The 18,859-nt window shown below is 64.8% G+C and carries 15 protein-coding genes; 9 read left to right on the forward strand and 6 right to left on the reverse strand.

Annotated features, from left to right (window positions below; genetic code table 11):
- From ATE71_RS22195 to ATE71_RS13345, 3 genes are all read left to right on the forward strand, one after another.
- Window positions 1–96: DUF4893 domain-containing protein (locus tag ATE71_RS22195; protein WP_152998778.1), on the forward strand; the 96-nt coding region annotated here is incomplete at its 5' end.
- Window positions 97–133: 37 nt separating this feature from the next.
- Window positions 134–1,447, forward strand: coding sequence for an amidohydrolase (locus ATE71_RS13340; RefSeq protein WP_152998779.1), 1,314 nt, complete (start codon window positions 134–136; stop codon window positions 1,445–1,447).
- A gap of 107 nt (window positions 1,448–1,554) precedes the next feature.
- Window positions 1,555–2,376 carry a helix-turn-helix domain-containing protein gene (locus ATE71_RS13345; RefSeq protein ID WP_235588015.1) on the forward strand — a complete coding sequence of 274 codons (822 nt, stop codon included), beginning with the start codon at window positions 1,555–1,557 and terminating at the stop codon, window positions 2,374–2,376.
- 158 nt (window positions 2,377–2,534) lie between these two features.
- On the opposite strand, the gene ATE71_RS13350 is transcribed toward ATE71_RS13345, so the two are convergent.
- A complete protein-coding gene (locus tag ATE71_RS13350; RefSeq protein ID WP_058803814.1) occupies window positions 2,535–3,302 on the reverse strand; it encodes a crotonase/enoyl-CoA hydratase family protein in 768 nt (255 codons plus the stop codon).
- A 241-nt stretch (window positions 3,303–3,543) separates the two neighbouring features.
- Between ATE71_RS13350 and ATE71_RS13355 the strand changes: the two genes are divergently transcribed.
- Together ATE71_RS13355 and ATE71_RS13360 are read left to right on the forward strand one after the other, a co-directional pair.
- Window positions 3,544–3,741 (forward strand): DUF465 domain-containing protein, encoded by a 198-nt coding sequence (locus tag ATE71_RS13355; protein WP_235588016.1) that lies wholly within the window; start codon window positions 3,544–3,546, stop codon window positions 3,739–3,741.
- 68 nt (window positions 3,742–3,809) lie between these two features.
- The gene (locus ATE71_RS13360; RefSeq protein WP_058803815.1) at window positions 3,810–4,796 is read left to right on the forward strand and encodes a TerC family protein; all 987 of its coding nucleotides are present in this window, start codon (window positions 3,810–3,812) and stop codon (window positions 4,794–4,796) included.
- A 144-nt stretch (window positions 4,797–4,940) separates the two neighbouring features.
- On the opposite strand, the gene ATE71_RS13365 is transcribed toward ATE71_RS13360, so the two are convergent.
- Window positions 4,941–6,533 (reverse strand): isocitrate lyase, encoded by a 1,593-nt coding sequence (locus ATE71_RS13365; RefSeq protein ID WP_058803816.1) that lies wholly within the window; start codon window positions 6,531–6,533, stop codon window positions 4,941–4,943.
- A 140-nt stretch (window positions 6,534–6,673) separates the two neighbouring features.
- Between ATE71_RS13365 and ATE71_RS13370 the strand changes: the two genes are divergently transcribed.
- The 3 genes from ATE71_RS13370 (at window position 6,674) to ATE71_RS13380 (ending at window position 11,400) form a co-directional block, all read left to right on the forward strand.
- Window positions 6,674–8,062 carry a helix-turn-helix domain-containing protein gene (locus ATE71_RS13370; RefSeq protein WP_058803817.1) on the forward strand — a complete coding sequence of 463 codons (1,389 nt, stop codon included), beginning with the start codon at window positions 6,674–6,676 and terminating at the stop codon, window positions 8,060–8,062.
- Window positions 8,063–8,152: 90 nt separating this feature from the next.
- A complete protein-coding gene (locus ATE71_RS13375) occupies window positions 8,153–9,499 on the forward strand; it encodes an HD-GYP domain-containing protein (RefSeq protein WP_152998780.1) in 1,347 nt (448 codons plus the stop codon).
- 95 nt (window positions 9,500–9,594) lie between these two features.
- Window positions 9,595–11,400 (forward strand): diguanylate cyclase, encoded by a 1,806-nt coding sequence (locus tag ATE71_RS13380; protein WP_058803819.1) that lies wholly within the window; start codon window positions 9,595–9,597, stop codon window positions 11,398–11,400.
- A 33-nt stretch (window positions 11,401–11,433) separates the two neighbouring features.
- Here ATE71_RS13380 and ATE71_RS13385 read toward each other — a convergent pair whose 3' ends face one another.
- The 4 genes from ATE71_RS13385 to ATE71_RS13400 form a co-directional block, all read right to left on the reverse strand.
- Window positions 11,434–13,512 carry a TonB-dependent siderophore receptor gene (locus ATE71_RS13385; protein ID WP_058803820.1) on the reverse strand — a complete coding sequence of 693 codons (2,079 nt, stop codon included), beginning with the start codon at window positions 13,510–13,512 and terminating at the stop codon, window positions 11,434–11,436.
- Between the two features lie 152 nt (window positions 13,513–13,664).
- On the reverse strand, window positions 13,665–15,494 hold the full coding sequence (locus ATE71_RS13390) for a DUF885 domain-containing protein (protein WP_058803821.1): 1,830 nt from the start codon (window positions 15,492–15,494) through the stop codon (window positions 13,665–13,667).
- A gap of 48 nt (window positions 15,495–15,542) precedes the next feature.
- The gene (locus ATE71_RS13395; protein ID WP_058803823.1) at window positions 15,543–16,253 is read right to left on the reverse strand and encodes a helix-turn-helix transcriptional regulator; all 711 of its coding nucleotides are present in this window, start codon (window positions 16,251–16,253) and stop codon (window positions 15,543–15,545) included.
- A gap of 3 nt (window positions 16,254–16,256) precedes the next feature.
- Window positions 16,257–17,303: a mannose-1-phosphate guanylyltransferase gene (locus ATE71_RS13400; protein WP_058803825.1), complete on the reverse strand. Its 1,047-nt coding sequence runs from the start codon at window positions 17,301–17,303 to the stop codon at window positions 16,257–16,259.
- A gap of 166 nt (window positions 17,304–17,469) precedes the next feature.
- Between ATE71_RS13400 and ATE71_RS13405 the strand changes: the two genes are divergently transcribed.
- On the forward strand, window positions 17,470–18,858 hold the full coding sequence (locus tag ATE71_RS13405) for a TIGR03013 family XrtA/PEP-CTERM system glycosyltransferase (RefSeq protein ID WP_058803827.1): 1,389 nt from the start codon (window positions 17,470–17,472) through the stop codon (window positions 18,856–18,858).
- Window position 18,859 lies beyond the last annotated feature (1 nt).

The raw sequence follows: 18,859 nt of genomic DNA on the forward strand, positions 1-18,859 counted from the left end.
GTCGAACGGATCGGCGACAATCGCTGGCGGCTCGTGTTGCCGGCGCCCGCCTATGAATCGCTGCTCGACGTGATCGAACTGGTCCCGGCGGGCTGAGGGCAGAACGGACAGACCGGCAAGCAGGGGAGTGAAGATGCGGATTTTGTGGACGGGCGCGGCGGCCCTGGCGCTCGCGATGCCGGCTTCGGCGCAGTCGCTGCGCGGCGAGGTGGATAAGCAGATGCCGTCACTGATGGCGATCTACAAGGATTTGCACGCCAATCCCGAACTCAGCTTCATGGAGGTGCGCTCGGCAGGCATCCTCGCTGCCGAGGCGCGCAAGCTGGATTTCAAGGTAACCGAAAAAGTAGGCGGCACCGGCGTCGTCGCGGTGATGGAGAATGGGCCCGGCCCGGTGGTGATGGTTCGTGCCGACATGGACGGGCTGCCGGTGACCGAGCAGACGGGCCTGCCCGGCGCATCGAAGGTGCGCGTCACCACCGAGGAAGGCGTCGAAACGGGCGTGATGCACGCTTGCGGGCACGACACGCATATGACCGCGTGGATCGGCGTCGCGCGGCTGATGGCGGCGAACAAGGCGAAGTGGTCGGGCACGCTGGTGATGATCGGCCAGCCCGCCGAAGAGCGCGGCGCGGGCGCGCGGATGATGCTCGAGGACGGGCTCTACACGCGCTTTCCCAAGCCGCAATATGCCCTTGCGTTTCACGACGCCGCGCAATTTCCCGCGGGCAAGATTGGCTATACGCCAGGCTATGCACTCGCCAATGTCGACAGCGTCGATATAGCGGTAAAGGGTGTCGGCGGTCACGGCGCCTATCCGCAGACGACGAAAGACCCGATCGTGCTTGCGAGCCGCATCGTCGGCGCGCTCCAGACGCTCGTATCGCGCGAGATCAGCCCGCTCGACAGTGCGGTGGTCACGGTTGGCAGCTTTCACGCTGGCGCGAAGCATAATATCATTTCCGACGAGGCAAAGTTGCAGCTGACAGTGCGCAGCTACACCGACGAGGTGCGCGATCACCTGCTGGAGGGCATCGCGCGCATCGCGAAGGGAGAGGCGATCGCCGCCGGGATGCCGGACGACAAGATGCCGGTCGTCACGGTGCAACGTGAAGAATATACGCCAGCGACGTTCAATACCCCCGATTTTACCGAGGAGATGGCGACGTTCCTGAAGGCCGGGTTTGGTGACGACCGGGTCGTGCAGATGCCGCCGGTGATGGGCGGCGAGGATTTCGGCCGCTTCGGCCGTGAGGACAAGAGCATCAAGAGCCTGATCGTCTGGGTCGGCGGGGTGCCGCAGGCCGAATATGATGCAGCGAAGAAGGATGGCCGGACGTTGCCCAGCCTGCACTCGCCCTTCTGGGCGCCCGACGCCCCCGCAGTGATCTCGACCGCGACCGAAGCGCTAACAGCGATGACGATGAAGCTGATGCCCAAAGGGTAGGTTGGAGCGCACCAGCGCTTCCTTGGCGCAATGTTCGGTGCGCCACGCGCCCGTTTCCCAAATAAATTGGGATGGACCTGTTCGCGGGGCTGTGGTGAGCGAAGGACATGTCTGCCAATCAACCTGCTCCTGGCTTGTCCGCATGCCTTACCGACCGGGAAATGGAAGTTCTGCGCCTGTTGGTTGCAGGGCATACCGTCAAGACCATCGCGGCGCGGCTGGGCCGATCAGAAACTTCAATCAACGAGCGTTTGCGTTCCGCCCGCCGCAAGACGGGGGTCGGTAGCAGCCGCGAACTGGCGCGGCTTCTGGATCTCCAAAAAACTTGTGACGAAAATATCGATCTTCCGGGCTCGCGCGGCGCGGTGACAGATTTGGCGCGCACCGCAGCCATCGGGGTTCGCGGTTCGAAAGGAATGATCGCCATGTTCATCGCAATATCTATGGCGGCCGTCGGATTGATGGTCGCAGCCCCGCCTTCCAGCGACCAGATGGGCATATCAAATGCCGTTCGAAGTGCAGCGTCCCAGCCGCCGCTGGCCGGAAGCTGGTCGCTCGACGCGTCGCAAATGCCCGAGCAAGAACGGCCTCAGCGCGTGACGATGACGTTCCGGCCCACGCACGACGGCAAATGGACAACGCGGGTCGAAATCATCGCGCCGGACGGCTCCGCTAGATATGCGGAATCGACCGCCGCGCTCGATGGCGTCGCCGTGCCCATCACCGGCAATATGGATTTTATCGATAGCGTCGCCCTGCGTCAGCCGGCGCCGGACACGCTGGTCATGACGCTGGGAAAGGCCGGCGCGCGGGTATCAACGCGCATTTACACCGTTGCCAAGGACCAGAAATCCATGACCGAAACGACTGTGTGGTCGAGTGACAAGCTTCAGAGATTGGAAACGACTCACTTTAATCGCGTTTCCTGATCGCTTCCACCACCGGCATCGCGCGGGGCTTCGAAGAAATGCCGGACCTCACGCGTTCAGGGCTTGCAAAGTTGCAGACGTCGGGCGCGCAATGCCCCCCTCCCAACCTTTGGCACCTCGGGCTTGCCCCCGGGGGGCCGCCTTCTATGGCTTCTCGGTCATTCTCCCGTGAATGCGGCAAAGCTGCCGCCGCGGCCTGCTCCGTCGGCAAAGCGTTTTGCGCCCACCGCCGCACCTTCGCGCAAGGGGATGACGCCGGCGTGGGCTTCGTGGGCGAGGGCCGCTTCGACGTCGAAATCCCATTGGGGGTACGCGCTCGACCGGTCGCTGTTCATGCAGATTTGCGGAAAGGCGGCGATCTGTTTGGCAAGTTCGATCGCGGCGGCTAGCGCGCTGCCGTCGGGCACGACGCGGTCGGCAAGGCCGATGCGCTGTGCCTCGTCCGCGCCGACGGGGCGGCCGGTCAGGATCATGTCGAGAGCGCGGCCTTGCCCGACGATGCGGGGCAGGCGCACCGTGCCGCCGTCGATCAGCGGCACGCCCCAACGGCGGCAAAAGACACCGAAAATCGCGCTTTCCGCCGCGACGCGGAGATCGCACCAGAGCGCTAGTTCGAGCCCGCCTGCGACGGCGTGCCCCTCGATCGCTGCGATCACCGGCTTTTCGAGTAGCATCCGCGTCGGCCCCATCGGCCCCGGGCCGTCGGGGTCGTAGCGCGAGGCGCCGACCGCGCCGAGGTCGAAGCCGGCACAGAAATGGCCTGAACTGCCGGTCAGGATCGCGACACGCGCGCCGGCATCTTTCGCGAACGCGGCGAAGGCTTCGCGGAGCGCGAGCGCGGTCAGCGGGTCGACCGCATTGCGCTTTGCCGGGCGATCGATCGTGACGATCGTGACGGGGCCATCCTTTGCGATGGTGACGCTCATCGGTTTGCTCCTTCCAGAAATGCAGCGTGGCGCGGGGCGGGGGGACTTGCAAGCGGCGGGCGCGCTTCCTACATAACGTCTATGCGGGCCGGGCCCCTCTGGCGTCGGCGGGAGATTTCCCGCCACGTGATGTCGGACCGCATCGGGTGACACCGATGCTTGCGGCCCTTTCTCCCCCCTGTTTTGAGGGTAGCGGCATCGGCGTCACCTGCTTGATTTCTCAATCAGGAGGCCCTTTTCGATGACCATTTCTCCCAATTTCTATCGCCTGACCCAGCTCCATCGCCAACTCGACGATGCCGAGCGGCGCGAGGCGCGCCGCCGCGGTGCCAATCCGTTCCGCCTGCTACGGCTGAAGACGCTGAAGCTCGCAGTCAAGGAACGGCTGGCGGCGCTGACAATGCGTTTGCCCGCGTTGCGCCCGGCGCTCGCCCGCTGATCACCGACATTTGACGACGGGAGCGCTGCCGAAAGGCGGCGCTTTCGGCGCATCCAGGGAAAGATATCATGGAATTTCTGTTCTCCGACTGGCTGGGGACCCCGGCTTGGTTTTGGCTTTCGTTCATCACGCTGGTGATCGCGCTGACCGCCTTCGACCTTGGCATCCTCAACAAGGAAAACAAGGAGATGGGGATCGGCGAGAGTTTGAAGCTCTCGGCGCTCTACATCGGCATCGCGGTGGCGTTCGGCGCGTGGGTCTGGGCTGCGAAGGGCGGCGAGGCCGGCTTGCAATATTATACCGGCTTCTTCATCGAGAAGGCGCTGTCGATCGACAATATCTTCGTGATCTCGCTGATCTTTACGACCTTTGCGATCCCGCCGCGCTACCAGTATCGCGCGCTCCTATGGGGGATCGTCGCAGTGATCGTGCTGCGCGGTATCATGATCGCGGGCGGCGCGGCGCTGGTCACCGAATATGGCTGGGTGCTCTATATTTTCGCCGCCTTCCTCGTTTTTACCGGCGTGAAGATGCTGTTCGCGAGCGATACGCCGATGGATGTGAAGGGCAATCCGGTCGTCAAATGGCTGTCGCGGCACATCCCGCTGACCGACGATCTGCACGGCGAGAAATTCTTCGTGCGCGTACCTGATACGAAAACAGGCAAGATGGTCGTGGCTGCGACGCCGCTGTTCCTTGCGCTGGTGGTTATCAATCTCGCCGACCTGGTGTTCGCGGTCGACAGCGTGCCCGCGATCTTCGCGATCACGACCGACACCTTCATCGTCTATACGTCGAACATCATGGCGATTCTCGGCCTGCGCGCGCTCTATTTCGCGCTGTCGGCGATGGTTCACCGTTTCCATTACCTCAAATATGCGCTTGCGCTGGTGCTGGTGTTCATCGGGTCGAAGATTTTCGTCGCCGATTTCATCCTCGGCGGCGACAAATTTCCGCCGTTGGTCAGCCTGGGCGTCACCGTCGCGCTGATCGCGGGCGGGATCATCTGGTCGCTCGTAAAGACGCGCGGCGAGGCGGCGGCGGTGCAGCGATAAAAATGTCCGCCGGAAGCGCAAAGAGCTTCCGGCGGACAGGCTTTCCTCCCCAGGAAAGCTCGGGAGGCGCGAGGCGGGTCGCTGGCCCCGCGCCAAGAGGGTTGGCGCGAGGGGGTGCAACGGGCCCCTCGCGCCGAACTCGTATCAGGCGGCGAACTGATTCATCGTATTGTCCTTGCCTGCGGCCTTCAGCGCCGCTTCGCCGGCGAAATATTCCTTGTGATCGTCGCCGATGTCGCTGCCCGACATATTCTGGTGCTTCACGCAGGCGATGCCCTGGCGGATCTCGGCGCGCTGGACGCCCTTGACGTAGCCGAGCATCGCTTCGTCGCCGAAATATTCCTTGGCGAGATTGTCGGTGCTGAGCGCCGCGGTGTGGTAGGTCGGCAGCGTGATCAGGTGGTGGAAGATGCCCGCCCGCTTTGCCGCGTCGCGCTGGAAGGTGCGGATGCGGTTGTCGGCCTCTTCGCCCAGCGGAGTCGCGTCATAATCGGCGCTCATCAGCTTGGCGCGGTCATAGGCGCTGAGGTCCTTGCCTTCCTTTTCCCAAGCGTCGAACACCTGCTGGCGGAAGTTAAGCGTCCAGTTGAAGCTTGGCGAATTATTGTACGCGAGCTTCGCATTGGGGACGACTTCGCGGATCCGGTCGACCATGCCAGCGATCTGTTCGATGTGCGGCTTTTCGGTTTCGATCCACAGCAAGTCGGCGCCGTTCTGAAGGCTGGCGATGCAATCCATCACGCAACGATCCTCGCCGGTTCCGGGACGGAACTGATAGAGGTTCGAGGGCAGGCGCTTCGGACGCATCAGCTTGCCGTCGCGGTTGATGAGGACGTCGCCGGGGTTGCCCGCGCCTTCGACCTCTTCGCAATCGAGATAGCTGTTATACTGGTCGCCAAGGTCGCCGGGCTCCTTTGAGAAGGCGATCTGCTTGGTGAGGCCTGCGCCTAGGCTGTCGGTGCGCGTCACGATGATGCCATCCTCGACGCCGAGTTCCATGAAGGCGTAGCGGCAGGCGCGGATCTTCGCGATGAAATCCTCATGCGGTACGGTGACCTTGCCGTCCTGGTGACCGCACTGCTTTTCGTCGGAGACCTGGTTTTCGATCTGCAGCGCGCAGGCGCCGGCTTCGATCATCTTCTTGGCGAGGAGGTACGTCGCCTCGGCATTGCCGAAGCCCGCGTCGATATCCGCGATGATCGGCACGACGTGCGTTTCATGATTGTCGATCGCGGCCTGGACCTGCTTGGCCTTGAGTTCGTCGCCCTCGGCGCGCGCGGCGTCGAGGTCGCGGAACAGCATACCGAGTTCGCGCGCGTCGGCCTGACGCAGGAAGGTGTAGATCTCCTCGATCAGCGCCGGAACGCTGGTCTTTTCGTGCATCGACTGATCGGGCAGCGGACCGAATTCGCTGCGCAGCGCGGCGATCATCCAGCCCGAGAGATAGATGTAGCGGCCCTTGACGGTGCCGAAATGCTTTTTGATCGCGATCATCTTCTGCTGCGCGATGAAGCCGTGCCAGCAACCCAAGGACTGGGTGTAGTTCGCCGGGTCGGCGTCATAGGCGGCCATGTCGGCGCGCATGATGCGTGCGGTGTAGCGCGCGATGTCGAGGCCGGTGCGGAACTTGTTCTGGGCGCGCATGCGGGCGACGCTTTCGCCGCTGATGCCGTCCCACGTGCCGTCGTAATCGCGAATGAGGCGGCCTGCCTGCGCCATGTCTTCTTGGTAGCCCATCGTCTTTGTCCTTGAGAGGAGGTGATGGGTGGATGTTGGCGAAGGTGCTGCGGAAAGTGAAAAGCTTTGTCAATAATATTTGTGAAATACGGCCATAAGGTGTAAATTGAGATGTAAATTAGTAAAGAAAGTTACATTTCATGGCGGAGCGACGGGTGTTTGCGGGGCCGGCGGTACGCAAGGTACGGCGCGAGGCGGGGATGACGCAGGCGGCGATGGCGGAGGCGCTCGATATTTCGCCGAGCTACCTCAATCTGATCGAACATGGCCAGCGGCCTTTGAGCGCGACAGTGCTGGTAAAGCTGGCAGAACGTTTCGGTTTCGACGCCGCGAGCCTCGGCGGTGAGGATGTGCCGGGGGGCGCGGCGGGGTTGCGCCGCCGGCTCGCCGATCCGCGCTTCGCCGACCTTGGCATCGGCGCGCTGGAGGTCGAGGAGTGGTTGCAGACCGCCCCCGCGACCGCCGCCGCCTTTACGCGGCTGTTCGATGCGGCGCCCGAGGAGCGTTCGGAAGGCGAAGGCGATGCGCCCGAAGTGGCCGCGGTGCGCCGCGCGATCGAGAAATGGCGCAACCATTTCCCCGATCTCGACCGTCAGGCCGAGGAGCTGGCCGACGAACTGCGGCTCGCTGGCGGCGATCTTTATGGCACGATTTCAGAGCGTTTACGCACGCGGCACCAACTGGGCATCCGTATATTGCCGAGTGACGTGATGCCCGACCGGTTGCGCTGGCTCGACTGGCACGCCCGGCAACTTATGCTGAACGAACTGCTGCGGCCCGCCTCGCGCACCTTCCAGGCAGCGGCGACACTGGCACAGGTCGAGGCAAAGGGCGAGATCGACGCACTGGTCGCGGGCGCCGAGTTCGCCGAACCCGCCGCCGCCCGCCTGTTCGAGCGCCATCTGGTCCATTATTTCGCGGCGGCGCTGATGATGCCATACAGCCGTTTTCTGCGGGCGTGCGACGCGACCGGTTATGACTTGCTGCTGCTTCAGCGGCGCTTCGGCGCGGGCTATGAGCAGGTCGCGCACCGGCTGACGACCTTGCAGCGCGTCGGCGCGCGCGGACTGCCCTTTTTCATGCTGCGCATCGATCGCGCGGGGCAGGGGAGCAAGCGCTATGCCGGCGCGAGCCAGTCGCCGCTGACGGGAGGCGACGCGCGCTGCCCGCTGTGGGGCATTCACGAAGCCTTTGCCCGCCCAGGCGAGGTCCTCGCCGACCTTGTCGAACTCGAAGACGGCTCGCGCTGGTTCACCCAGTCGCGTTCGGTCGCGGCGCCCGGCGCGACGGGCAGCGGCACGCCCGCGCGCTTTGCCGTGTGCGTCGGGGTCGACGCGAAGGTCGCCGCGCCGCTGGTCGCCGCGCGCGGGCTCGACCTGATGCGCAGCCCCGCGACGCCGATCGGCCTCGGATGCAGGCGTTGCACGCGCACCGGTTGCGTCCAGCGATCGATGCCGCCGCTCGGCCGGCCGCTGCGCTTTCGCGACGGCGAGCGCGGGGTGTCGGCGTTCGATTTCGCGGGCGATTGATCCCCCAGCTGCAGCGCCGCTTAAATTGGCACGCGCCGTGCCGTATCTGGAGGCGTGCGTGCTGATCAGGCGGCCGCAACGGGACCCGAAATGCTTGTTCGAATCGAATTGAAGGATGTCGAAATCGGTATGTTCGTCCACGCCTTTGAAGGGTCGTGGTTCGATCATCCGTTCTGGCGCCGCTATTTCCGGGTCGAAACGCAGGAGCAACTCGACCGGATCCGCAATTCGGACATCGACGGGATTATCATCGACGACGAGCGCGGGCGCGGGCCCGCCGACGGCCGCGAGCCCGACGCACCGGCGCAAATGCAGCGCGCCGCGCGCGCGCCGGCCTCCGGGCGGGGGCAGGGCAAGGCCAAGCCGGTTCGCACGGCCGCAGTCTTTTCGCCGCCGCACTCGCCCGCGGACGAAGCGTCGCGCCGCCGCACAGGATATGTCGGCGAATGTCGCCGGGCAAAGCGGACGATCGACCGGACGTGCGCGGCGGTGGTCGACATGTTCGACGATGCGCGATTGGGCCGCGCGATCGGGGTTCGCCGGATGGTCCGGCTCGCCGGCACGATCGGCGCGTCTATCGAGCGCGATTCCAAGGCGCTGATCAACCTCGTCCGGTTGAAAGAGAAGGATGAATATACCTATCTCCACTCGGTCGCGGTGTGCGCGCTGATGATCAATTTTGCCCGTCATCTCGAACTCGACCCGCAACAGGTCGAGGATCTTGGGGTCGCGGGCCTGTTGCACGATATCGGCAAGGTCGCGGTGTCCGATCAGATTTTGAACAAGCCCGGCGGACTATCGAAGGACGAAATGCGTTCGGTTCGGTCGCACCCGGTCGCCGGATATCGCCTGCTCGCGAGTTCGCCGGGTGCCCCCGCCCTCGCGCTGGAACTCTGTTTGCGCCACCATGAAAAGGTCGATGGCACCGGATATCCCGGCGGGCTGAAGGGCGACGAGCTATCTCTCGCCGCGCGCATGGGGGCGATTTGCGACGTTTATGACGCGGTGACGTCGAACCGCCCCTATAAGCGTGCATGGACGCCCTGCGAGGCGCTGACGGCGATGAAGCAGTGGGAGGGGCATTTCGACCCAGTGCTGCTCGACCGTTTTGCCGACAGCCTGGGCATCTATGCGGTCGGGACATTGGTCCGGCTGTCCACCGGCGAGTTGGGCATTGTCGTCGGAAGCACTGGCGAAGCCGACGAGGATGTCGTCGTTCGCGCTTTTTTCGATTGCGCGATGCTGGCCGAGATCGAGCCCGTCGATCGTGCGATCGCGCCCTCCGCCGAACATCCGCGGATCGTCGGGCGCGACAGCCCCAGTTTCTGGCGTTTCGACGATTGGGAGACGCTGCGGGCCCGCTTGCTTGCGCCGCCCGAGGCGCGCGAGGCGGCGGTTGGCGAGGGGCGACCGATCGGTCCGCGCGGCCTTGCGTAGCGCGCCGACGGCAAACCCTTATCCGCCGGGGCCGACCGGTTTTTTCCGGTAAGACGATTAACCCGCCGCAAGCATTTATCATTTAGGGCAAGCCCATGCGCCTCGCGACAATCACCAACTGGGCCTATGGCGCGACCGTCGTGTTGACGATCGTGTCGAGCACGACGATGATCTTTGCGTCCAACGCGCAGGATCGCGAGCGCGCCGCAGTCGAGCAACGATATGTCCTCGACCGCGCGACCGCCGAATTGGGCAATGAAATCTACCTGCTGAGCGACCGGGCGCGGCAATTCGTCAACACCGACGACCCCACCTATCTGGCGGCCTATCGCAGCGAAGTCGCGGCGTTGAAGGCGATCGAGGAGCGCATCGCGCATATCGGCAATGCCGGCGCGACCGCGAGCGAGCTTGGCGCGTTGAAGGAGGCGATCGCGCTGGCCGACACGCTCCACGACGAGCAGGAAGCCGCGCTGAAGGCTTATGTGAGCGGCGATGTGGCCGCCGCGCGGAAAATCCTGTTCGGGGCCGAATATGAACGGCAGCTCGACCGCGCCGAACTCGATATCCAGCGCTTCCAGGACCGGCTCGACAGCCGGATCGCCGCGCAAGTCGCCGATGCGACCGAGATTTCGCAGCTGTGGAAGCGGATATCCGAGGTCGCGCTGGCGCTGACCGCGCTGCTCGTGCTGTGCGTCCTCTATTTCGTTTTCAAGCAGCGCGTCCTGCACCCGGTGGTGAAGCTGAGCGATGTGGTCAACCGGCTTGCGGTACAGGATTATGCCGCCGAGCCGCCCGAATTCAGCCAGATCGACGAGATTGGCGACATGGCGCAGGCGATCCGCATCTTCCGCGAAAACGGCCTCGAGCGGCAGCGGCTGGAAGCCGAACGCGATGCCGACCGCATGATGCGCGATCTGTTGTCGCGGATGACCCAGCGCATGCAGGGTTGCGACACGCTTCACGACTTGCAGGAGGTCGTCCAGCGTTTCGTCCCCGAAATCGCGCCGGGCCTGCCGGGGCGGCTGTACCTGCTCGACAAACAGCGCAACCTTGTCGTCGAAGCAGGAAGCTGGCTCGGGCCGGTTCGGTCGGCGGGGCAATTTTCCCCGATATCCTGCTGGGCGCTGCGGCGCGGGCTTCGTCATCGCCCCGCCGGCGACAATGTCGACGTGCCCTGCGATCATGTCGATCGCGACACCGGGCTGCCGATCGATACCTTGTGCTTGCCGCTGACGGCGCAGCGCGAGACGCTTGGGCTGCTCTATTTCGAGATGCCCGCGGACGAGGCGCCACGGATCGCCGCGCAGATGATCTATTTCGACATGCTCGCGGAAAATATCGGGCTGGCGATCGCCAACCTTCAGCTTCGCGACACGCTGCGCGAGATGGCGATGGCCGACTCGCTGACCGGCCTCGCCAACCGGCGGCAACTCGGCCATGTGCTCGAGACGCAGATCGCGCAGGCCGAGCGCTTGGGCGAGCCGCTCGGCTGCCTGATGATCGACGTCGACCATTTCAAGCGTTTCAACGATGTCCATGGCCATGAGGCGGGCGACGCCGTGCTGCGCGCGGTCGGCCAGGTGCTCGCCAATGTGACCCGCGAAACGGGGCTGGCCTTTCGTTATGGGGGAGAGGAGTTTCTGGTACTGTTGCCGACGCTGTCGTCCCGGCAGGCCGAAGATCGTGCGCAGGATATCCGCGCGCGCATCGCGGCGCTGGAACTCGGGCATGGTGGCAAGGATCTCGATCCGATCAGCGTGTCAGTCGGGGTCGCGGTCGCGCCGGTTCATTGCGGGTTCGACCGGCTGGTGCGCACCGCCGACGCCGCGCTGCTCCGCGCGAAGGCGAACGGCCGCGACCGCGCCGAAATGGCGCAGCCGAGGGAGGCGAAGGCCGAATAGCCGCCGCGCGGGTGCGCAGCGGCCATCCGACGATCAGAAGCGATAGCCGATCGTTCCCATCACATTGCGCGGGGCGCCGACGAAACAGTCGCCGCGCGCCAGGCACGATGCGTAATATTTGTTGTTGAGCAGGTTGGTGGCGTTGACCGCGAAACGCCAATTGGTCCAGCTGATCTCGGCCAGCGCATCGACCGTCGTGCGCGATGGCGTGACGATCGACCACACCGGGCTCGTCGAGACGCTCTTGCCGCTGTAGACGACGCCGCCGCCAAGGCGGAGCTGCGCGTCCTCGGGAAGGCCGAAGGTCTTGGTCGACCAGAACGACGCGGTGTGGCGCGGCATATAGTCGAGGCTGGTGTTGGTTTCCGACTTGAGCTTGGCATAGCCGTAATTGGCGAGCAGCTCGAAATTGCCGGGCAGCGTGTGGCTGGCCTCGATCTCGAAACCCTTGGTATCGAGTACGCCCGACTGGGCCGTGCCGCCGGCGGCAAGATAGAGGACGCGGTTGCGCTCCTTGATCTTGAAGGCGGTGGCGGTGACGAGCGTGTTTGCCGTCGGCTGCCACTTCACGCCGGCTTCATACTGCGTGCCCGTCTGCGGCCGGTAGGGATCGCCGAAGGTGCCGTCGCCGTTTTCGATGCGGCCGGCGACCGGCAGGAAGCTCTCGGTGTAGCTGAAAAAGGGCGAGATGCCCGCGCCGATCTCGCCGATGATGCCGGCGCGGAAGGTGGTGGCATTGTCCTTCTGCCCCGACGATCCGGTGACGCGGTCGCGGCGCGCGCCAAGCACGACCGAGACGCGGTCGAAGAAGCGGATCTGGTCCTGGACATAGACGCCGAGCTGCTTCTGGCTTTCCGGGGTGAAATCGCCGCTGGGTTCGTAAGCGAGCAACGCGTCGCCGTCGATATCGTAGAGGTCGACGATCTCGAAGCCGAAAATCCCCCGCTTTTGCACCTTGTTCCAGCTGTAGTCGACGCCGACGAGCAGCTTGTGCGCGATATTGGCGCCGGTGTCGAAATTGAACTGCAGATTATTGTCGGTCGAAAAGACGTTCATCCGCGCGTCGCTGGCGTCGGCATAGAGGCCGATGGTGCGCCCGTCGGTGCCATAGACCGAGAAGGGATCCTGCGGGTTCGTATAGCTGTCGGCATAGTGCGTCTTATATTCGAGGTCGCTGTCGATATAGCGCGCCTTGAGGCTGAGCTGCACATGGTCCGAGAAGCGGTGCGTGATCGATCCGCCGCCCTGAAGCGAGCGGCCGGCATAACGGTCCCAGCCGGGCTTGCCGACGAAGGTGTAGCGATCGAGCTGCGCGCCGGCGACGGTGTTGGGCCGGAAGGTGCCGACGATCGGCAGGAATTGCGAGGTCGAGCCGGTGTCGTCCTCCTGATAGAGGCCGGTCAGCACGACGTCGGTGTCGGGGGTCGGTTGCCAGCGGATCGAGGGCGCGAACATCACGCGGTCGTCGGGGACGTGGTCGATATAGGTGTCGGCATCGCGCGCGCGGCCGACGAGGCGGACCGCGAGATTGTCGGCGAGCGCGAGGTTGATGTCGCCGAGCACTTCCTTGCGGTCATGGCTGCCATAAACAAGGCTCACTTCGCCGCGCGTATCGAAGTCGGGGGTCTTGCTGACCAGGTTGACGAGGCCGCCGATCGAACCCTGCCCGAACAGCACCGAAGCCGGGCCGCGCACGATCTCGACGCGCGAGAAATTATAGGGGTCAGAGGTGATCGAGGCATAATAGCTGAAGATATCGCGCATGCCGTCGCGGAATTGCAGCGCATCGAGCCCGCGGACGTTGAACCCGTCGACGCGGGTGTCGCGGCCATAGGGATTGGCGAGGACGCCGGCGGCATATTTCACCGTGTCGCTGATGCTGATCGCGCCCTGCGCTTCATATTGTTCGGCGGTGACGACCTTGATCGGCTGCGGCAATTCGGTGAGCGCGGTGTCGGTCTTGGTTCCGGTATAGCCGGTGACGACGATGGTGTCCTCGCCGGCGACCGCATCGGCGTCGGCAGTCTCGACGGCTTCGTCGGCGCGCGCGGCGGCGGCCGTGAAGGCGAGGGCGGCGGCGCCGCCCATGGCGAGCGTGCGGACGAGTTTCATATCATATCCCTTTTTTGCGACTCAATCTCAATTGGTCGCGTCGTTAGGGCTATTGATATTCATTCGCAAGAACAATGGCCGAAAAAATGCAACGTGCCGGCCGGGAGCAATCCCTTCGCCGTGCCAGCGCCGGCGAAGGGCCTCGCCCCGCGTCAGGCCATTTGCGCGGCGGTCCAGCGGGTGATCACCGATTCGAGCACCGAAATCGGCATGGCGCCCGCTGCCAGCGCGGTGTCGTGGAAAGCGCGCAGGTCGAACTTGTCGCCGAGCGCGGCCTTCGCCTGTTCGCGGATCGCGACCCACCGTGTCTGCCCGACCATGTAGCTCGTCGCCTGACCGGGCCAGACGCAATAGCGTTCGATTTCGGTGACGTTCGACGGCTCAGGGGTGCCGAGCGTGTCGTTATAGTAGCGGATCGCCTTCTCGCGCGTCCATTTATAATGGTGGAGCCCGGTGTCGGCGACGAGGCGTGCGGCGCGGAACATATAGCTCTGAAGATAGCCGAGCCGGCCCCACGGATCCTTTTCATAGACGCCCATCTCGTCGGCGAGCTGCTCGGCATAGAGGCCCCAGCCCTCGGTGTAGACCGAATAAGCGGGAAGGCGGCGAAGACGCGGGATTCCCTCGGCTTCCTGCGCGAGCGCGATCTGGTGATGATGGCCGGGCGAGGCTTCGTGATAGGTGAGCGTCGGCAGCGTCCAGCTCGGGTTTTCGGCGGTGTCGCGCAGATTGATATAATAGGCGCCGGGGCGCGAGCCGTCGAGCGCGGGGATCTGGTAATAGCCGCCGGTCGCGCCATCCTCGATATCCGCGGGGACGCGGCGGATCTCGACCTTCGCCTTGGGCAGGCGCCCGAAGGCTTCGGGAAGGCGCGCCTGGATCGCCTGCATCTGGGCGTTGAGCTCGGCGATCAGTTTCGCCTTGCCCTCGTCGGTGTTGGGGTAAAGGAAGCGCGGATCCTTGCCGAGCGCGCGCATCCGTTCGGCGACCGTCCCCTTGGTCATGCCCTGCGCCTTGAAGATCGCGTCGGCGCGCGCGCTGAGATCGGCGACGCGGTCGAGCCCGAGCTGGTGCACCTCCTCGGCCGACATGCCCGTTGTCGTCGCATAGCGCAGCGCATAGGCATAATATTCGTCGCCCTTTGGCAGGCGCCAGACGCCGGCGTCGTGCGTGGCGCGCGGGCGCGCGGCGCGGAGCTCATCGGCCTGGCGGCGCATCGCCGGATAGATCTTGCCCTCGATAAGTGCGGCGCAGCGTTTGGCCCAGTCGCCGGGGATGTCCTTCGTCTTGGCGGCGAGATTCTTCGTCAGGCCGTTGGCGTCGGGTGCGGGGCCCCAGATGCGGTCGAACTGGCCGAGCGTGCGGTCGATGACAAAATCGGGCGGGATGACCCCGTTCGCATGATCGGCCTTGATGCGGCCCGTTTCGTTATCGAGCTGCACCGCGAAATCAGCGCAGCGCGCGAGATAGGCCTCGGCATCGGCGGCGTTCGCGATGCTGTGCTGGTTGATCAGGAAGTCGGGGATCGAACGGTATGTGCCGCTCAATTGCGTCACCGGATGCGGTTCCGGCCAGCTGTGGAGGCCGTAGTCGAACGTGTCATAGGCGTTGACGAAATGCTCCCACGGATCACGGAAAGTTTCGTAATTTACGAGGTCCATCCCAGAAAGCTTTGAAACGTCGATCTTTTTCAGTTCGGTGAGGCCGTCGCGATAGAGCTGGTGGCTCCTCTTGATTCCCGCCGGAGAACGGTCGTCGAGCTTCGCCTTGAGCGGCAGGCGGGCGTCCTTGTCGAGCCCAAGCGCGGTCGCGAATTCGGGGCTTTCATCGACGAGCCGGTCGTAGAGGCGTTCGTAGAGCGCGGTGAGCTTCGCGCCTTCGCCGCTGGAGGCGTCGGCGACCATCGCGCGCGTGGGCGAGCGGACGCCCACGAGGGCGGACGTCGCGGCAAGCGTGGCGATCAGGGTGCGGCGGTCGAGCATGGGGAGGTCTCCGTTGACTGTGTATTGCAAGACTATAACGGCGCCGCGTCAGCGCTGTCTTGTATCCATTTGACGTCGCCGCCACCAACCGGGGGTGGCGCCGGTCAGGCCGGCGACGGCGTGCGTCATATGCGCCTGGTCGGTAAAGTTCAGGCGATGCGCGATGTCGGCGAAGGGTTCGCAGCCAAGCCGTGCGGCGGCAAAGGCGGCGCGCGCGCGGACGTCGGCGCGATAGGATTTGGGCGTGCAGCCATAGGCCGAGCGGAAGCCGCGGCTGAGCGTTTCGGGGCGGACGCCCTTGTCGTCGGCCCAATCGGCGAGCGCGAAGGGAGCGAGCCGGCGCAGGTCGTCGGCGAGCATATCGGGCCAGTCGAGCGCCGTTGGTGCGTCAGCGACGAACATCTCGCCGAAAAGCGTCGATGCGGCCCGGCCGTCGCGTTCGGCGAGCCGGACGAGGCTGTCGGGATCGGCGACATGCCCGCGGACGATCGAAGTCGCCGCAAGCCGCGCCGGCAGGTCCAGCACGAGTACGCGCGCACCTCGCGCCTCGACCCGGTCGAGATGCGATTCATAGGCGTGGTGGATTAGCGCGTCGCCGGGGCGGACGTTCCAGCGCCCCTCGTCGCCGGCCTCCTGATAACCGCCTTCGAGCACGACCGCGACAAAGGCGTCGTCGTGGCAATGGCGGTCGCGCAGCTCGCTGGGGCCGTGGTCGAGCAGGCCCAGCGGAGCGTCGGCGAAACAGGGCGGCGATGCCATGATCTATTCGCGCGCCTTTGCCGCGGCGCGAACCTCCTGCGACCGTTCGAGCGGGATGACCAATATATCGTCGCCGTCGACGATGACCGCGATATTGTCCATGCCGAGGATCGACACGCGCTTGTCGCCCGCGCGGACAAGGTTGCCGCGGCTTTCGTGGAGAAAGGCGTCGCCGGTGACCGCATTGTCGGCATCGTCCTTGTCGGCGAGCGCATGGATCGTGTGCCAGCAGCCAAGATCGGACCAGCCCATCGCGGCGGGGACGACGGCGACGCGATCGTCCTTTTCCATCACCGCATAATCGATCGAATCCGAGGGCGCTTTCGCAAATTCGATCGCGTCGGCATAAAGCGCGTCGCCGTCGCGCATGCCGGCGGCGATCGCCTTGTCCGCCGCCTCGAAAATCGAGCGGCAATGCGTCAGCATCGCGTCGCGCATCCGCGCCGCGCGGAAAAGGAAAATCCCGGCGTTCCAGCTGTAGCCGCCCGCGGCGAGCATCGCCTCGGCGTCGGCGAGCGGGGGCTTTTCGACGAAGCGGTCGACCGCGAAGCCCCAATTTTCGCCGCCTTCGCCGAGCGGCTTGCCCGCGGCAATATAGCCGAAGCCGGTTTCGGGCCGATCGGGGGTGATGCCAAAGGTGACGAGCCAGTCGCGTTGCGCAAGGCGGACCCCCTTGGCGATCGCGGCGTGAAAAGCCGCGACGTCGGCGATGACATGGTCGCTCGGCATGACGAGGAGCAGCGTATCGGCGTCGGCCTGCGCAACGGCCAGCGCGATCGCTGCGGCGGTGTTGCGCGGCATCGGTTCGACGAGCAGTTGTTCCTCGCGGTCACCCATCTGTTCGCGGACCATCGCGACATGGCCGTCGCCGCACAGCACGACGGGAGGCAGGAAATCGGGACCGGCTGGGGTGCGTTCGACGGTTTGGCGGAACAGGCTGCGCTGGCCGTGAAGAAGCAGGAACTGCTTGGCGCGCGTCCCCCGCGATTCGGGCCAGAGGCGCGTTCCGGCACCCCCGCACAGGATAACGGGCTGGATCATCAAGGTCATTCGGCAGGTCTATCGCGCGATGCCGGGGGGGCAAGCGATAAGATGTGGGCGAAGCGCTTGAGATGGCCAGCATCTCGTCGCCGGCGGGACAAATGATAAGTGTAAAATTAACCGACAGTTGACGCCTCGGCTGTAGTATCGCGCGGGCGAAAGGGTCCCGCGATCGATGTTCCGGCTGTTCAAACATTATGTCCCGCACGCCGTCGTCTGGCTGGCGCTGATCGAATTTGTCGCGCTGCTCTTCTCGGCCGAGGGGGCGTGGCATCTCTATGCACGTCAGGCAGGGTTCGACGCCGGACCGCTGGGCGACCGCTGGCTGCCGCTCGTCACCTTCGGCATCGCCAACTCGCTCGCGATGATGGCGACGGGGATGTACGGGAACGAGGGCCTGCGGTCGATGCGCTTTGCCACCGCGCGCCTGCTCGCGGCGATTTCGCTGGGCGTGATTTTCCTGTCGGTGCTGGGGTTCCTGCTGCCGACCGCGACGCTGTGGCGCGCGAACAGCCTCTATGCGATGATATTCGCGATCGCCGCGCTGTTCGTCATCCGGCTGGCGCTTACCCAGTCGGCGGGCGCCGACGCCTTTCGCCGCCGTATCCTCGTGCTGGGTGCGGGACCGCGCGCGGCGCGGCTCGCGGCGCTGGCAAGCGAACCCGGCAGCGGGCTGGAGATGGTCGGCTTCGTCGCGATGAGCGGAATCGAAAAGGCGGTTCCGGGCGCGATCCCGCGCGAGGCGATCGAGAATCTGTCGGACCATGTCGTCGCGCTGCGCGCGGGCGAAGTCGTCCTCGCGCTCGAGGAACGGCGCAACGCCCTGCCGCTGAACGATTTGCTGCGCGTCAAGACGACGGGGGTGCATGTCAACGATATCGCGAGCTTTATCGAGCGCGAAACGGGACGCGTCGACCTGGCGACGACCAACCCCAGCGGGCTGATCTTTTCCGACGGCTTTTCGGCGGGACAGCGGATTTCCAAGGTCGGCAAGCGATTGTTCGACATCCTCGCCAGCCTGCTCGTGCTGGTGATCGGCCTGCCGATCGTCATCGTCGCCGCGATCGCGGTGAAGCTCGACAGCCGCGGGCCGGTTTTCTATCGCCAGCCGCGCGTCGGGCTGTTCGGCGAAACCTATGACATCTTCAAGATCCGGTCGATGCGCACCGACGCCGAAGCGGAAGGCAAGGCGGTGTGGGCGAGCGAGAACGACCCGCGCGTGACGCGCGTGGGCCGGGTGATCCGCAAGCTGCGCATCGATGAACTACCGCAGACCTGGTGCGTGCTGAAAGGCGATATGAGCTTCGTCGGTCCGCGCCCCGAACGGCCGAGCTTTGTCGAGGAGCTCGAACAGAAGCTGCCCTATTATGCCGAACGCCATATGGTGAAGCCGGGACTGACGGGCTGGGCGCAGATCAACTATCCTTACGGCGCGTCGGTCGAGGACGCGCGGGTCAAGCTGGAATATGACCTTTATTACGCCAAAAATTATTCGCCGTTTCTCGACCTGTTGATCCTGCTCCAGACGGTGCGCGTCGTGCTGTGGCCGGACGGCGCGCGTTGAC

Origin of the sequence: Sphingopyxis sp. H115 (genome assembly GCF_001468465.1) — a bacterium.
Taxonomy (GTDB): domain Bacteria; phylum Pseudomonadota; class Alphaproteobacteria; order Sphingomonadales; family Sphingomonadaceae; genus Sphingopyxis.

Excerpts from the sequence above, each read along its gene's own strand:
- ATE71_RS13405 (WP_058803827.1), top strand. The coding sequence starts at position 17,470 with ATGTTCCGGCTGTTCAAACATTATGTCCCGCACGCCGTCGTCTGGCTG.
- ATE71_RS13395 (WP_058803823.1), bottom strand. The coding sequence starts at position 16,253 with ATGGCATCGCCGCCCTGTTTCGCCGACGCTCCGCTGGGCCTGCTCGAC.
- ATE71_RS13390 (WP_058803821.1), bottom strand. The coding sequence starts at position 15,494 with ATGCTCGACCGCCGCACCCTGATCGCCACGCTTGCCGCGACGTCCGCC.
- ATE71_RS13370 (WP_058803817.1), top strand. The coding sequence starts at position 6,674 with ATGGCGGAGCGACGGGTGTTTGCGGGGCCGGCGGTACGCAAGGTACGG.
- ATE71_RS13365 (WP_058803816.1), bottom strand. The coding sequence starts at position 6,533 with ATGGGCTACCAAGAAGACATGGCGCAGGCAGGCCGCCTCATTCGCGAT.
- ATE71_RS13350 (WP_058803814.1), bottom strand. The coding sequence starts at position 3,302 with ATGAGCGTCACCATCGCAAAGGATGGCCCCGTCACGATCGTCACGATC.
- ATE71_RS13345 (WP_235588015.1), top strand. The coding sequence starts at position 1,555 with ATGTCTGCCAATCAACCTGCTCCTGGCTTGTCCGCATGCCTTACCGAC.
- ATE71_RS13355 (WP_235588016.1), top strand. The coding sequence starts at position 3,544 with ATGACCATTTCTCCCAATTTCTATCGCCTGACCCAGCTCCATCGCCAA.
- ATE71_RS13340 (WP_152998779.1), top strand. The coding sequence starts at position 134 with ATGCGGATTTTGTGGACGGGCGCGGCGGCCCTGGCGCTCGCGATGCCG.
- ATE71_RS13385 (WP_058803820.1), bottom strand. The coding sequence starts at position 13,512 with ATGAAACTCGTCCGCACGCTCGCCATGGGCGGCGCCGCCGCCCTCGCC.
- ATE71_RS13400 (WP_058803825.1), bottom strand. The coding sequence starts at position 17,303 with ATGACCTTGATGATCCAGCCCGTTATCCTGTGCGGGGGTGCCGGAACG.
- ATE71_RS13375 (WP_152998780.1), top strand. The coding sequence starts at position 8,153 with ATGCTTGTTCGAATCGAATTGAAGGATGTCGAAATCGGTATGTTCGTC.
- ATE71_RS13380 (WP_058803819.1), top strand. The coding sequence starts at position 9,595 with ATGCGCCTCGCGACAATCACCAACTGGGCCTATGGCGCGACCGTCGTG.
- ATE71_RS13360 (WP_058803815.1), top strand. The coding sequence starts at position 3,810 with ATGGAATTTCTGTTCTCCGACTGGCTGGGGACCCCGGCTTGGTTTTGG.